14 protein-coding genes and 1 pseudogene are annotated in these 13,279 nt (G+C 61.8%); 12 read left to right on the forward strand and 3 right to left on the reverse strand.

The genetic code is table 11. The features are described 5' to 3' along the window. Positions 1-34 precede the first annotated feature (34 nt). Both RG540_RS19740 and RG540_RS19745 read left to right on the forward strand, forming a co-directional pair. Positions 35-670: a GNAT family N-acetyltransferase gene (locus RG540_RS19740; RefSeq protein ID WP_038547209.1), complete on the forward strand. Its 636-nt coding sequence runs from the start codon at positions 35-37 to the stop codon at positions 668-670. Continuing rightward, a complete protein-coding gene (locus RG540_RS19745; protein ID WP_038591451.1) occupies positions 667-1,254 on the forward strand; it encodes a GNAT family N-acetyltransferase in 588 nt (195 codons plus the stop codon). The genes RG540_RS19740 and RG540_RS19745 overlap by 4 nt, the downstream gene beginning before the upstream one ends. 41 nt (positions 1,255-1,295) lie before the next feature. On the opposite strand, the gene RG540_RS19750 is transcribed toward RG540_RS19745, so the two are convergent. Next, positions 1,296-2,159 (reverse strand): endonuclease/exonuclease/phosphatase family protein, encoded by an 864-nt coding sequence (locus RG540_RS19750; RefSeq protein ID WP_038591454.1) that lies wholly within the window; start codon positions 2,157-2,159, stop codon positions 1,296-1,298. Between the two features lie 114 nt (positions 2,160-2,273). Here RG540_RS19750 and obgE point away from each other — a divergent pair, with 114 nt between their 5' ends. The 10 genes from obgE (at position 2,274) to RG540_RS19800 (ending at position 12,275) form a co-directional block, all read left to right on the forward strand. Beyond that, a complete protein-coding gene (gene obgE, locus RG540_RS19755; RefSeq protein WP_038591457.1) occupies positions 2,274-3,335 on the forward strand; it encodes a GTPase ObgE in 1,062 nt (353 codons plus the stop codon). Continuing rightward, positions 3,332-4,510: a glutamate 5-kinase gene (gene proB / locus RG540_RS19760; RefSeq protein WP_038591460.1), complete on the forward strand. Its 1,179-nt coding sequence runs from the start codon at positions 3,332-3,334 to the stop codon at positions 4,508-4,510. Before obgE ends, proB begins: the two co-directional genes overlap by 4 nt. Then, entirely contained in the window at positions 4,503-5,786 is a 1,284-nt protein-coding gene (locus RG540_RS19765; protein ID WP_038591463.1) for a glutamate-5-semialdehyde dehydrogenase, read from the forward strand. Before proB ends, RG540_RS19765 begins: the two co-directional genes overlap by 8 nt. 42 nt (positions 5,787-5,828) lie before the next feature. After that, entirely contained in the window at positions 5,829-6,425 is a 597-nt protein-coding gene (locus RG540_RS19770; protein WP_244446697.1) for a nicotinate-nucleotide adenylyltransferase, read from the forward strand. A gap of 149 nt (positions 6,426-6,574) precedes the next feature. After that, the gene (rsfS, locus tag RG540_RS19775; protein WP_037086221.1) at positions 6,575-7,006 is read left to right on the forward strand and encodes a ribosome silencing factor; all 432 of its coding nucleotides are present in this window, start codon (positions 6,575-6,577) and stop codon (positions 7,004-7,006) included. A gap of 107 nt (positions 7,007-7,113) precedes the next feature. After that, a complete protein-coding gene (gene rlmH, locus RG540_RS19780) occupies positions 7,114-7,596 on the forward strand; it encodes a 23S rRNA (pseudouridine(1915)-N(3))-methyltransferase RlmH (RefSeq protein ID WP_038591469.1) in 483 nt (160 codons plus the stop codon). A 91-nt stretch (positions 7,597-7,687) separates the two neighbouring features. Further along, positions 7,688-9,103: a murein hydrolase activator EnvC family protein gene (locus tag RG540_RS19785; RefSeq protein WP_046601259.1), complete on the forward strand. Its 1,416-nt coding sequence runs from the start codon at positions 7,688-7,690 to the stop codon at positions 9,101-9,103. Beyond that, complete coding sequence (locus RG540_RS19790) at positions 9,093-10,427, forward strand: S41 family peptidase (RefSeq protein ID WP_038591472.1); 1,335 nt, start codon at positions 9,093-9,095, stop codon at positions 10,425-10,427. Before RG540_RS19785 ends, RG540_RS19790 begins: the two co-directional genes overlap by 11 nt. 89 nt (positions 10,428-10,516) lie before the next feature. Further along, on the forward strand, positions 10,517-11,713 hold the full coding sequence (locus tag RG540_RS19795; protein WP_038591475.1) for a divergent polysaccharide deacetylase family protein: 1,197 nt from the start codon (positions 10,517-10,519) through the stop codon (positions 11,711-11,713). Between the two features lie 16 nt (positions 11,714-11,729). Continuing rightward, positions 11,730-12,275, forward strand: coding sequence for an RNA pyrophosphohydrolase (locus RG540_RS19800; protein ID WP_038591478.1), 546 nt, complete (start codon positions 11,730-11,732; stop codon positions 12,273-12,275). Positions 12,276-12,392: 117 nt separating this feature from the next. On the opposite strand, the gene bfr is transcribed toward RG540_RS19800, so the two are convergent. Together bfr and RG540_RS33535 are read right to left on the reverse strand one after the other, a co-directional pair. After that, positions 12,393-12,878 (reverse strand): bacterioferritin, encoded by a 486-nt coding sequence (bfr, locus tag RG540_RS19805; RefSeq protein ID WP_038591481.1) that lies wholly within the window; start codon positions 12,876-12,878, stop codon positions 12,393-12,395. Further along, positions 12,844-13,238: pseudogene (locus RG540_RS33535) on the reverse strand ((2Fe-2S)-binding protein). The gene bfr and the pseudogene RG540_RS33535 overlap by 35 nt, the downstream one beginning before the upstream one ends. Between the last annotated feature and the right edge of the window lie 41 nt (positions 13,239-13,279).

The raw sequence follows: 13,279 nt of genomic DNA on the forward strand, positions 1-13,279 counted from the left end.
TCCCTTTTTCTTTTCCCCAACAGGAGGACTGAACATGCAAGGCGAACTACTGAGGGCGAGCCAATCCCGGCCGCCAGAGGAACGGTTAAGACCCGACCGGCCGAGAAGCGATTGCCCCGTCTTACTGTCGCAGAGATTAGTTCTGCGCACGCCCCACGAAGAAGACATCGACGCACTTGCCCATCTCGCCAACAATGCGAATATCGCGACCATGGTGTCGCGTATGCCGCATCCCTATACGGCTAAAGACGCAGCCGATTTCGTGCGACGCACGAAGGCCGGCGAGATTGGCAAATGCGTCTACGCCATCACGCGAGGAGACAACGGCGCCTTTCTCGGTTGCTGCGCACTCGAACCGCAACAGGACGAAAGAACGCTCGAACTCGGCTATTGGCTGGGAGAACCCTATTGGAACAGGGGTTATGCCACGGAAGCCGCCCATGCCCTGATCGACATGGCCTTCCGCACCCGCAACAACATCGACCATATCGATGCCCGCTGCCGGGTAACCAACATCGCCTCCCGGCGGGTGATCCAGAAATGCGGCTTCCAGTTCCAGGGTACCGGCATGATCGATTGCCTGGCGCTCGGCGGCATGGTTGCCGTCGAGTGGTTCCGGCTCGACCGCAAGACCTGGATGTCCTTGAGAAGCTGGGGAGAACTGCGATGAACGCCGCCGTTCTCCGGAAGACGAGCACGACCGCGACGATGCCCGGCCCCTGCCCGGTCATCACCACGGAAAGGCTGGTGCTTCGCCCGCACAAGATCACCGATGCGACGGCAATTGCCGAATCGCTTGGCGATTTCAAGGTCGCCCGCATGCTGGCGCGGGTGCCGCAGCCCTATGACCGTCAGGACGCGCTGGATTGGCTCGTCCCGCATGCATCCGGCATCCTGCCGGACTGGACGCTGGCGATCACCACCGGCGATGACGCCCATATCGGCGTCGTCAGCCTGGAACTGAGGCGGGGCCTGTGGCATCTCGGTTACTGGCTGAACCGGCTTTACTGGGACCGGGGTTATATGACGGAAGCGGCGGCCGGGACGCTGGAGCGTTTCTTCCGACGGATGCCGGAGGCGCAGGTGTTTTCCGGCGCCTTTGCGGACAACCTCGCTTCGCTGAACGTCCAGAAGAAACTCGGTTTCACCATCGTCGATGCGAGCCAGCTCTTCAGTCTGTCCCGCAATAGGATGGCGCCGCATATCGAGACCATGCTGCTGCCCGAGGATTTCCGGCGGCCGGTCCGACCGTGACGCTCAGGTAAGATCCGGCGGAGGAAACTCCGCCGGATCATTCACTCGACCTCGACCCAGAGCGGAAAATGGTCGGAACCAGGCGCCTCATTGTCGACCCAGGCGTTTTTCAGCCGCGGCACCAGCCCGGCATTCACGAAGCAATGATCGAGATGCATCTTTATCGGCCCGTCGCCCGGCGGCTTCGCCCAGGTATAGCTCTCCGGCGTCAACGATCCGGAGCGGTCCAGCACGTCGACGGGTTCGTTGGCGCGCAGGATGCGGCCGTAATAACGGTCCCGCTGACCGGCCATGGCGATATATTCGGTCGATTCCGGCTCCATGTTGAAATCCCCCATCAGCAGGAAATCCTCCGGCAGCGGCAGATCGGGGAAACCTTCTTCGGCGGCGCCGGTCAACGAACCGCCCTCGGAGACGAAGTTCAGCACCCGCTCCTTGAGATAACGGATCTGGCCGAGCCGTTCATCGGGAGAGACATGATCGAGGTGGACGGAATAAACCCGGAGCGGTCCGCCGGGTGCGACGATCACCGCTTCCAGCGCTCCGCGCTGCAGGTTGAGCATCTCCACGGTGCGGCTGCGGGGCAGCAGAAGATGACGGGTGGAAAGGATCGGCCAGCGCGACAGGATCATGTTGCCGAACTGAAAACGGCGCTCGATACGGCGGCCGTTCTCGATAGATACGTCGAGCAGCAGGTCGCAAGGTGCGCCATAGACATGGAAATGGTCCGGAAACAGATCCGAGAAACGGGCAACGAGATCGACATGGCCATTCCTGGGGAAACCGCGGGTCACTTCCTGAAGCGCGATGACATCCGCTCCCTCGATACTCGCGGCGATGCGTTCGGGATCGAACACACCATCCATGCCGATCCCGTATTGGATGTTATAGCTGACGAACTTCATGATATTCTTTGACCTCCGCCCCAACCGACGATATCGAAACCCCTATCGACATGCACTGAGCGCCCGACCTGAAGCGACAGGCATCCCGACTAACACAAGACTGACGGCGACAAGATGAAATTTCTCGACGAGGCAAAAGTCTATATCCGCTCCGGCGACGGCGGCGCGGGCGCGGTCTCGTTCCGGCGGGAAAAGTTCGTCGAGTTCGGCGGACCTGATGGCGGTGATGGCGGGCGCGGCGGCGATGTCTGGGTGGAGGCCGTCAACGGACTCAACACGCTGATCGACTTCCGCTTCCAGCAGCATTTCAAGGGCCAGACCGGCACCCATGGCATGGGCCGCAACCGCACCGGTGCCAACGGCGGCGAGGTGACGTTGAAAGTGCCTGTCGGCACCCAGATCTTCGAGGAAGACAACGAGACGCTGATCATCGACCTCACCCGCGAAGGCCAGAGGTTCCGGCTCGCCAAGGGCGGCAATGGCGGCTTCGGCAACACCCATTTCAAGAGCGCGACCAACCAGGCGCCAAACTGGGCCAATCCTGGCCTTGAGGGCGAGGAAAAAACCATCTGGCTGCGGCTGAAGCTGATCGCCGATGCCGGCCTCGTCGGAATGCCGAATGCCGGCAAGTCGACCTTCCTTGCCAGCGTCACCCGCGCGCGCCCGAAGATCGCCAACTACCCGTTCACGACGCTGCATCCCAATCTTGGTGTAGCCACCATCGATAGCCGGGAATTTATTCTGGCCGATATCCCGGGCCTGATCGAAGGCGCCCATGAGGGTGTCGGCATCGGCGACCGGTTCCTAGGCCATGTCGAACGCACCCGCGTGCTGCTGCATCTGGTCTCCTCCGTCGAGGAAAAGGTCGGCAAGGCCTACAAGACAGTAAAGCATGAACTGGAAGCCTATGGCGGTGGCCTGATCGACAAGCCGGTCATCGTGGCGCTGTCGCAGATCGACGTGCTCGACGACAAGGAACTGAAGAAAAAGGCGAAGGAGCTGGAAAAGGCCTGCGGCCAGACACCGTTCCTGATCTCCGCCGTCACCGGCAAGGGGATGACCGAGGTGCTGCGCGCGCTGCGCGACGTCATCGTCGAGGCGAGCGGCGTCAACGACACCGCACTGCCCGATCGCTCGACCCCCATCCAGGATTTCGATGAGGATGAGGATGCATGACGGCTACCCGTAAACCGCTCGCCAGTCATCGCCGCATCGTCATCAAGATCGGCTCGGCGCTGCTCGTCGACCGCAAGACGGGCCTGAAATCGCAATGGCTCGACGCCATCTGCGCCGATATCGCCGCATTGAAAGCGAGGGGCATCGACGTTCTGGTCGTCTCTTCGGGCGCGATCGCCATGGGCCGCACCGTGCTCGACCTGCCCTCGGGCGCGCTGAAGCTCGAGGAAAGCCAGGCGGCAGCAGCGGTCGGCCAGATCGCGCTTGCGCGCGCCTGGTCGGAAAGCCTGTCGCGCGACGGCATCGTGGCCGGCCAGATCCTGCTGACGCTCGGCGACACGGAGGAGCGCCGCCGTTACCTCAACGCCCGTGCCACCATCAACCAGCTTCTGAAGATCGGCGCCGTGCCGATCATCAACGAGAACGATACGGTCGCCACGACCGAAATCCGCTATGGCGATAACGATCGCCTCGCCGCCCGCGTCGCCACCATGACCAGCGCCGACCTGCTGGTGCTCTTATCCGATATCGACGGCCTTTATACTGCCCCGCCGCATCTCGACCCCGACGCAAAATTCCTGGAGGTCGTTCCCGCGATCACGCCGGATATCGAAGCCATGGCCGGCGGCGCTGCGTCCGAACTGTCGCGCGGCGGCATGCGCACCAAGATCGATGCCGGCAAAATCGCCACCGGCGCCGGCTGCGCCATGATCATCGCATCCGGCAAGACGGAACATCCGCTGCGCGCCATCGAGCAAGGCGCCCGCTCCTCCTGGTTCGCCCCCTCCGGGACCCCCGTGACTGCGCGGAAAACCTGGATCGCGGGCCAGCTTCAGCCGGCCGGCGAACTCTTCGTCGACGAGGGCGCCGAAACCGCGCTCGGCACCGGCAAGAGCCTTCTGCCGGCCGGCGTGCGCCGCATCGACGGCCAGTTCCATCGCGGCGACACCGTCGCGATCATCGGCGTCGACGGTCGCGAGATCGCCCGAGGCCTTGTGAGCTATGACGCAGAAGAGGCCCGCCAGATCACCGGCCGCAAGTCCGGCGAGATCGAGGCGATCCTCGGTTATGCCGGCCGCGCCGCCATGGTCCATCGCGACGATCTGGTGATGACCGGGCCGGCGAAACGTAAAGACAAAAAAGAAGATCGCAAGGAGGATGCCGCCCATGCTTGATATGGTCGCGAAGACCGGCGACGTCGCCGTTGTGATGGACCAGATCGGCCGCAATGCAAAGGCTGCGGCACGCCAGCTTGCAACGGCTTCGACCGACGCGAAGAACAAGGCGCTCCACGCCATGGCGGACGCGATCCTTGCCGCCAAGGACAGGATCCTTGCCGCCAATGCCGCCGACCTGAAAAGCGTCGAGGGCAAGGACCTGCTGCCGTCCTTCATCGACCGGCTGACGCTCACCGAAAAATCGATTGCCGGCATGGCGCAGGCACTGCGCGAAATCGCCGAGTTCAAGGATCCGGTTGGCGAAGTCATCGCCGCCTGGGACCGCCCGAACGGCCTTCATATCGAGCGCGTTCGCACGCCGCTCGGTGTCATCGGCGTGATCTATGAAAGCCGCCCGAACGTCACCGCCGATGCCGGCGCGCTCTGCCTCAAGGCCGGCAATGCCGTGATCTTGCGGGGCGGTTCGGATTCGGCCCGGTCGTCGGAAGCGATCCATGATTGCCTTGTGGCTGGTCTGAAAGCTGCCGGACTTCCCGAACATGCAATCCAGATCGTGCCCACTACCGACCGCGCCGCCGTCGGCGCTATGCTGTCGGGCCTGAACGGCGCGATCGATGTAATCGTGCCGCGCGGCGGCAAGAGCCTCGTCGCGCGTGTCCAGAACGAGGCGCGTGTGCCGGTCTTCGCCCATCTCGAAGGCCTCTGCCATATCTATGTGGACGCCTCCGCGGACTTGGAGATGGCGAAAAAGATCGTCGTCAACGCCAAGATGCGACGCACCGGCGTCTGCGGCGCGGCCGAGACCTTGCTGATCGACAGTGCCGGGATCGGCACGCATCTAATGCCTATCCTCGAAGCGCTGACGGAAGCCGGCTGCGAAATCCGCGGCTCGGCCACCGTTCTCAAGGTCTTTCCGGGCTTCAAGCCGGCGACGGAAGAGGACTGGCGCACCGAATATCTCGACGCGGTGATCTCGGTCGCGATCGTCGACGGTATTTCCGGCGCCATCCGCCACATCAACACCTATTCCTCGAACCATACGGAGGCGGTGATCGCCGAGGATCCTGAGGTCGTCTCCCGTTTCTTCAACGAACTCGATTCGGCCATCCTGCTGCACAATGCCTCCACCCAGTTCGCCGATGGCGGCGAGTTCGGCATGGGTGGCGAGATCGGCATTTCGACCGGCAAGATGCATGCGCGCGGCCCGGTCGGCGTCGAGCAGCTGACCTCGTTCAAATACCGGGTGCACGGCACCGGCCAGATCCGGCCCTGACCGCGCGTGACGGAAGAGACGATCGATCGCCGATATCTGGTCATGCCGCATGCCGAACGGGGCATGGCCGTCGGCCTGTTCGGCGGTTCGTTCAATCCGCCGCATGAGGGCCACCTCCTGGTCGCAGAGATTGCGCTTCGCCGGCTCGGCCTCGACCAGCTCTGGTGGATGGTGACCCCCGGCAACCCGCTGAAAAGCCGTTCCGAACTTGCTTCGCTCGACGACCGGCTGGCGATGAGCGAAAAGCTGATCGACGACCCTCGCATCAAGATCACAGCCTTCGAAAAGACGCTCGGCGGCTCCTATACCGCCGATACGCTCTCCTTCGTGAAGGCCAAGAACCCGCTCGTGCATTTCGTCTGGGTGATGGGCGCCGACAGCCTGAAGACCTTTCATTTGTGGCAGAAGTGGCAGTCGATCGCCTCGACCTTCCCGATCGCCGTTATCGACCGCCCCGGAGCGACTTTGTCGTTCCTGTCGTCGAAAATGGCCCGCACCTTCGATTACGCCCGGGTGGACGAGGATGACGCGGGCACACTCTGGAAGCGGCGCGCACCGGCCTGGACCTTCATCCACGGCCCGCGTTCGGCGCTGAGCTCCACGGCGATTCGCGCCGCAAACGACCAGAAATCGGACTAACGCCGGCCAAGCTGCCGCCCGAAAGGGGTCTACATCTTTCTATCACCTTTTCGGACGCTCTCTTGAAAGATTAAGAATTCGATGCCACCTTAAATGCAGCGGCCGAGCGTGAATCGGATTCGCTTCAAGTGCCTGTTGCTGTTACCCGGATGAAAGGACAAACCCTGACAACAGTACACGCCAAGGGCAGAACGGCCTCCGTTCTCCCGCAGAGCCTGGAACGTGGCGCCGATGCCGCCGCCCGTGCTCTCGAACTGGTCCTCGCAAGTCTCGAGGACTCCAAAGCTGAAGACATCGTCACCATCAACATTGCTGGAAAATCAGCGCTCGGGGACTATATGGTCGTTGTCTCCGGACGATCGAACCGGCATGTCATGGCCATCAGCGATCACCTGATTTCCGACCTGAAGGACGAGGGGCTTGGCAACGCCCGCGTCGAAGGGCAGGAGACCGGCGACTGGGTGCTCATTGACACCGGTGACATCATCGTCCACGTGTTCCGGCCTGAAATCCGCGCGTTCTACAACATCGAAAAAATGTGGGCGACGCCGGATATCGAGGAAGGCACGCTGCTGCACTGACGGGTTCGGGCATGTTCTGAACCGGTCGGACTGAGGTCGAATCACGCGGCTGGGTGCCAACTCGCCGCAGGGTGAAATTTTCGGCCGCAAAATCAACGGATCAGGACATGCGAATAAGCCTTTTCGCCGTGGGACGGCTGAAGACCGGACCGGAGAAGGAGCTTGCGTCCCGATATCTCGACCGCTTTGCCAAGACTGGCCCGGCGGTGGGTCTCGAATTGTCGAAACTGATCGAGATCCAGGAAAGCCGGGCGGCGAATGCCGATACCCGCAAGCGCGAGGAAGCCGGTGCGCTCGAAAAGGCGCTTCCCGAAGGCGCGGTTCTCATTCTTCTCGACGAACGCGGCAAGGCGCTCGACAGCGAAGCTTTCGCCGGTGTGATCGGCAGATATCGCGACGGCGGCAAACGCGACCTGATGCTGGCGATCGGCGGTGCCGACGGGTTGGATCCGCAACTCCGCGACCGGGCCGACATGGTGCTCAACCTCGGCTCGATGACTTGGCCGCATCAGCTGGTGCGCATTCTGATTGCCGAACAGCTTTACCGCGCGGTCACTATTCTTTCGGGCCATCCCTATCACCGAGCTTAAGCGATCGTTTACCTTCAAACACGATGTTGTTTGTGGCCTCGTCGGGCAAATCAGCTTAGGCTTTCTCGATCCGACGATGAGCGGAGCGGGAATGCGGACAATCAGTATCACATCGTACCGGCGCGCGCTGCTTCTGGCGGCGGCTCTCGGTTTTGCGCTGGTCCCGCCCTTCCAGATCTCCAATACCGCGCGCGCCCAGAGCGCAACATCGCCAATGGCGCCCCAGGCCGCCCCTTCAGGCGCAGTCGATCCGACAGCCGATCTGCAGCGCCGACGCAACGAAACCCGCGGCGAGCTTGAAGTTCTGACCAAGAGCATGAAGATTTCGGGCGACCGGGCTGCCGCCATTGAAAAAAACATCGCCGATATCAGGAAGAACACCGCCGATGTCCGCCAGGCGCTGATCGATTCGGCGGCACGCCGCAGAGGTCTGGAAACCAAGATCCTCGACAGCGAAAAGAAGATCACCGAACTGAAGCTCAAGGAGGACGGTATCCGCACCTCCCTGCGCGGCCGCCGCGCGGTGCTGGCCGAAGTGCTCGCAGCCCTGCAGCGCATGGGCCGCAACCCTCCTCCGGCACTTCTGGTGACGCCCGATGATGCGCTCGCCTCGGTTCGAAGCGCGATCCTGCTCGGCGCCGTCGTTCCCGGCATGCGTCACGAGGCGGACAAGCTCGTTGCGGATCTTCAGTCGCTGGCCTCCCTGCAGGCTTCGGCGATGACCGAGAAGACGACCGTCTCCAGCACCATCGCCGCGAGCCTCGAAGAGGACCGGCGCATGGATCTGCTGCTTGCCGAAAACGAAAAGTTGAACAAGCGCAACGCGGCCGATCTCGACGCCGAGCGCCGCCGCTCCGAGGAGCTTGCCGGACGCGCTACCACGCTTGAGAACCTCATTCAAACGTTCGAAGGCGACATCGCCTCGGTGCGCGAGGCAATCGACCGGACGCGCGCCGAGGAAGAGCGCCAGCGCATGATGTCCGACGCCGAGCGTGAAAAGGCAAAGCAGCTGGCCCAAAGCGGTGTGCCCGACAAAAACCGCATTGCGCCCGCATACGCGTTTTCAAGCCTCAAGCAGAAGCTGGAGCTTCCGGTTGCCGGAGATGTATTGCGGTGGTTCGGCGACGCCGATGGGACGGGGCACACGGCGAGAGGCATAACTGTCGCTTCGAATGCGGGGGCAGTGGTGACGGCGCCGGCTGACGGACTGGTGGTCTTCGCCGGGGCCTTCCGGAGCTACGGCCAAATGATCATCCTCAATGCCGGAGACGGATACCATCTGGTTCTGACCGGCATGGATGTAGTGAATGCGCGGCAGGGCAAGTTCGTTTTCGCAGGCGAACCCATCGCCGTGATGGGTGAGAAAAGAGTGGCAAGCGCAACTGCATTGGCGCTGGAAACAGATCGTCCAACGCTTTACATTGAATTCCGAAAAGATGGCACACCGGTCGATTCCAAACCGTGGTGGACCTCGAAAGAAACTGGAAGGGCACGAAATGATTCGTAGGGCTTCTCTTGTCATCGTCGGTGCACTCTTGGGTGCGACCGCGATGAGCGTGATTTATTCGGCCGGTGTGCCGGCGCAGGCCGCCGGCCCTTCGACCTACAGGGAATTGTCGATCTTTGGCGACGTGTTCGAACGGGTCCGCGCCCAGTACGTGACGCCGCCGGATGAAGAAAAGCTGGTCGAGAACGCCATCAACGGCATGCTGACCTCGCTCGATCCTCATTCGAGCTTCATGAATGCCAAGGATGCCGAAGACATGCGCACGCAGACGCGTGGCGAGTTCGGCGGCCTCGGCATCGAAGTCACGATGGAGAATGAACTCGTCAAGGTCATCGCACCGATCGACGATACGCCCGCCTCCAAGGCCGGTATTCTGGCAGGCGACCTCATCTCCGAGATCGACGGCGCACCGGTGCGCGGTCTGAAGCTCGAAGACGCCGTCGAAAAGATGCGCGGCGGCATCAACACGCCCATCAAGCTGACGATCATCCGCCAGGGCGCCGACAAGCCGCTCGACATCACTGTTGTTCGCGACATCATCGCGGTCCGCGCCGTGAAGTCCCGCGTCGAAGGCGGCGATGTCGGTTATGTCCGCGTCATCTCCTTTACCGAGAAGACCTATGACGACCTTGAAAAGGCGATCAAGAAGATCAAGGCAGATGTCCCGGCCGACAAGCTGAAGGGCTACGTGCTCGACCTGCGCCTCAACCCGGGCGGTCTGCTCGACCAGGCGATCAATGTTTCCGACGCCTTCCTGGAACGGGGCGAAGTGGTTTCCACCCGCGGCCGCAATGCCGAAGAAACCCGCCGCTTCAACGCCGGCCCGGGTGATCTGACCGATGGCAAGCCGGTCATCGTGCTCGTCAACGGCGGTTCGGCTTCCGCTTCGGAAATCGTCGCCGGCGCGCTCCAGGATCTGCGTCGTGCGACGGTTCTCGGCACGCGCTCCTTCGGCAAGGGTTCGGTTCAGACGATCATCCCGCTCGGCGATGCCGGCGCGCTGCGTCTGACGACCGCGCTCTATTACACGCCGTCGGGCAAGTCGATCCAGGGCACCGGCATCCAGCCGGATATCAAGGTCGATCAGCCGCTGCCACCGGAACTGCAGGGCAAGATCAGGGCTGAAGGCGAATCCAGCCTGCGCGGCCACATCCAGGGTTCTGCCGAGACCGACGAAGGTTCCGGTTCCGCAGCCTACGTGCCGCCGGAAGCCAAGGACGATATCCAGCTCAACTATGCGCTCGACCTCTTCCGCGGCGTGAAGAAGGATTCATCCTTCCCGCCGAGCCCGGATAAGGCCGCCGCCGCCACGATCAAGAAGTAAAGACATCATCGGGCCGGCCAGCGCGACGCGTCGAAAAGACGCCGCGCTGGCCGGTTCTTCGTATCTGCAGGAAAAGCGCGGACTAGACCTTGGGCACCGATCTCCATGCACCGCTCGGACAGAACCGGCCGGCCGCTCGACGACGGAGCCGAAAGTTTTCTTTTGCAATCGTTTTTGCCGCTTTCGCGGTTGCCGGCATCCTGGGACTTTCGCTCTACGCCATGCGCGGCGATGATGCCCTGAAGCGGGTTGCTTCCAACGTTCCACCCGCCTCCAAGCCCGAACAGACCCAGCCTCCTTCGAAACCTGACCCGAACGCGGCACAGCAATCTGCCGGCATGCCTCGATCAGATCCGAATTCCGGCGCCAATATCGAGCGGACGCTCACCGATGATGGGTCGGTCGTGACCAAGTATACGCCCCGCTCGCGCGATGGCAGCGGGCCGGTGATGATCGGCACCCAGCGGATCGGCCAGGACCCCCGCATGGCTGCCCAACCCAATGATGCGCTTCTGGAGAATTCGCCCCTTGGCCGGCTGCCGATTGTCGGTCCCGGCGGGCAGCGTCCGATGGACCAGTACGCGCGCCCCTGGTCCGGCGCGCGCGGCACCCGCATCGCAATCGTCGTCGGTGGTCTTGGCCTTAGCCAGACAGGCACCCAGCGGGCGATCCGCGACCTGCCGCCCACGGTGACGCTCGCCTTTGCCGTCAGCGGCAACAGTCTGCAGCGCTGGATGCAGGAAGCCCGCCGTGCCGGTCACGAAATCCTGATCCAGGTGCCGTTTGAACCGTTCGATTATCCGACAAACGATCCGGGTCCCGGCACTTTGCTGACCAAGATCTCGGCCAAGGATAATCTCGGCCGCCTCCATCAGGCCATGGGTGAGATCACCAACTATACCGGCGTCATGAACTATCTCGGCGGCCGCTATCTCTCGGATGCCGGCGCGCTGGAACCGGTCCTGCGCGATATTTCCAAGCGGGGACTGCTTTTCCTTGACGACGGGACATCAGCGCAGTCGAAGACGGCGATCGTTGCCAAGGCGATCGAACTGCCCCATGCCTTTGGCGATCTGACGCTTGACGGGCAGTTGCAGAAGGACGCCATCCTCAAGAAACTTGACGAACTGGAGCGCATCGCCGGCCGCAAGGGAACGGCAATCGGCATCGCTTCGGCTTTTGACGAAAGCATCGATGCGATAAGGCAATGGAGCGAGGAAGTCTCGCAGCGCGGGATCGAGATTGTCGGCGTCTCGTCGCTTGCAAGCGAAAGCGTCGAACCGTGATCGATCGGAGTTATCCATGAGCAAGAAAGACAAACGCTCGGTCGTCGCCGAGGAACTTCCCTATCGCCCCTGCGTCGGCATCATGGTTCTGAACCGCGCGGGCCTTGTCTGGGCCGGCCGGCGCATCAGCGAAGGCAATAGCGAATATGATGGTTCGCCGCAGCTTTGGCAGATGCCGCAGGGCGGCATAGACAAGGGCGAGGATCCGCTTCCCGCCGCCTGTCGCGAGCTTTACGAGGAAACGGGGATGCGCTCCGTCACCTTGCTTGCCGAGGCGCAGGATTGGATCAATTACGATCTGCCCGCGCATCTGATCGGCATTGGGTTGAAGGGAAAATATCGCGGCCAGACCCAGCGCTGGTTCGCTTTCCGCTTCGATGGCGACGAGAGCGAGATCGCCATCAACTCGCCGCCGGGCGGACACGCACCGGAATTCGATGCCTGGGAATGGAAGCCGATGGCGGAACTGCCCAGCCTGATCGTGCCATTCAAGCGCGCGGTCTACGACCAGGTCGTCGCGGAGTTTACGCATCTGGCCAAGACGGCAGCCGAACGGCTCTGACCGACCAGGGGCCGACGCTCCTTTCATGGCTGCATAGCCAACGTTCCCATCGACCGAAATGAAAAGACCCGGCGGAGCGGATGCTTCGCCGGGTCCTTTGCGTTCAAATACAGCAATTTATTCGGCAGAATCGGCGGATTCCGCGTTGAGGAGGCCGTAGCGTTCCTCGCCGATCTTCGCCAGCAGATCGAGTTGGGTTTCGAGGAAGTCGATATGGCCTTCCTCATCCATCATAAGCTCCTCGAAGAGCTTCATCGAGACGTAGTCGCCAGCCGCGTGACAGATATCGCGTGAGGCTTTGTAGGCCGTGCGGGCATCATATTCGCCAGCAAGATCGGCTTCCAGGACTTCCTTGACATTCTGACCGATGCGCAACGGGGCAAGCGTCTGCAGGTTGGGATGGCCTTCGAGGAAGATGATGCGATCGATGAGACGATCGGCATGATGCATTTCCTCGATCGACTCTGCCCGTTCCTTTTTCGCGAGCTTCTTGAAACCCCAGTCGTCCAGCAGGCGATAATGCAGCCAATACTGGTTGACGGCGCCTAGCTCGAGAAACAATGCCTCGTTAAGCCGCTCGATGACCTTTGAGTCGCCTTTCAATGTCCGCTCTCCTGTTTTCTTCATGGAACTGTCTCAGGCGGGACATATATACGACCACTTCGTCTTCCGTCGAGTGGTGGTGGGCGTGATATTCCTCGGTCGTGCGGATGATCAGGTCGACAACACTTGGGAAGCAGCCGCAGCAGCGGCCGCGTTTCGCCATGGCATGATAGACCTTTGAGGGTACGATGAGCTGCCAACAGTCCTCATCAAGGAGTTGCGTGATGACGTCCTTGATTTCCCTATCGGTGATGTAATTGCAACTGCAAACCAGCATTCTCGGTCGACCTGCCAAACATGACCCGTAACCTCCTCTTTTTGCGAAAGCGGACAGGAGATGTCAAGAAAGAATCGACATATATGAGTCACTTCTTAAGGGAGCCTGCCATACCCACGGCTTC

Source organism: Neorhizobium galegae bv. orientalis str. HAMBI 540, from assembly GCF_000731315.1.
GTDB classification, from domain to species: domain Bacteria; phylum Pseudomonadota; class Alphaproteobacteria; order Rhizobiales; family Rhizobiaceae; genus Neorhizobium; species Neorhizobium galegae.

What these genes read in the sequence shown, in the direction of transcription:
- rsfS (WP_037086221.1), top strand. Translation starts at nt 6,575, where the DNA reads ATGAAAGGACAAACCCTGACAACAGTACACGCCAAGGGCAGAACGGCC.
- RG540_RS19770 (WP_244446697.1), top strand. Translation starts at nt 5,829, where the DNA reads ATGCCGCATGCCGAACGGGGCATGGCCGTCGGCCTGTTCGGCGGTTCG.
- rlmH (WP_038591469.1), top strand. Translation starts at nt 7,114, where the DNA reads ATGCGAATAAGCCTTTTCGCCGTGGGACGGCTGAAGACCGGACCGGAG.
- RG540_RS19790 (WP_038591472.1), top strand. Translation starts at nt 9,093, where the DNA reads ATGATTCGTAGGGCTTCTCTTGTCATCGTCGGTGCACTCTTGGGTGCG.
- proB (WP_038591460.1), top strand. Translation starts at nt 3,332, where the DNA reads ATGACGGCTACCCGTAAACCGCTCGCCAGTCATCGCCGCATCGTCATC.
- RG540_RS19800 (WP_038591478.1), top strand. Translation starts at nt 11,730, where the DNA reads ATGAGCAAGAAAGACAAACGCTCGGTCGTCGCCGAGGAACTTCCCTAT.
- RG540_RS19740 (WP_038547209.1), top strand. Translation starts at nt 35, where the DNA reads ATGCAAGGCGAACTACTGAGGGCGAGCCAATCCCGGCCGCCAGAGGAA.
- RG540_RS19745 (WP_038591451.1), top strand. Translation starts at nt 667, where the DNA reads ATGAACGCCGCCGTTCTCCGGAAGACGAGCACGACCGCGACGATGCCC.
- RG540_RS19750 (WP_038591454.1), bottom strand. Translation starts at nt 2,159, where the DNA reads ATGAAGTTCGTCAGCTATAACATCCAATACGGGATCGGCATGGATGGT.
- RG540_RS19785 (WP_046601259.1), top strand. Translation starts at nt 7,688, where the DNA reads ATGCGGACAATCAGTATCACATCGTACCGGCGCGCGCTGCTTCTGGCG.
- RG540_RS19765 (WP_038591463.1), top strand. Translation starts at nt 4,503, where the DNA reads ATGCTTGATATGGTCGCGAAGACCGGCGACGTCGCCGTTGTGATGGAC.
- obgE (WP_038591457.1), top strand. Translation starts at nt 2,274, where the DNA reads ATGAAATTTCTCGACGAGGCAAAAGTCTATATCCGCTCCGGCGACGGC.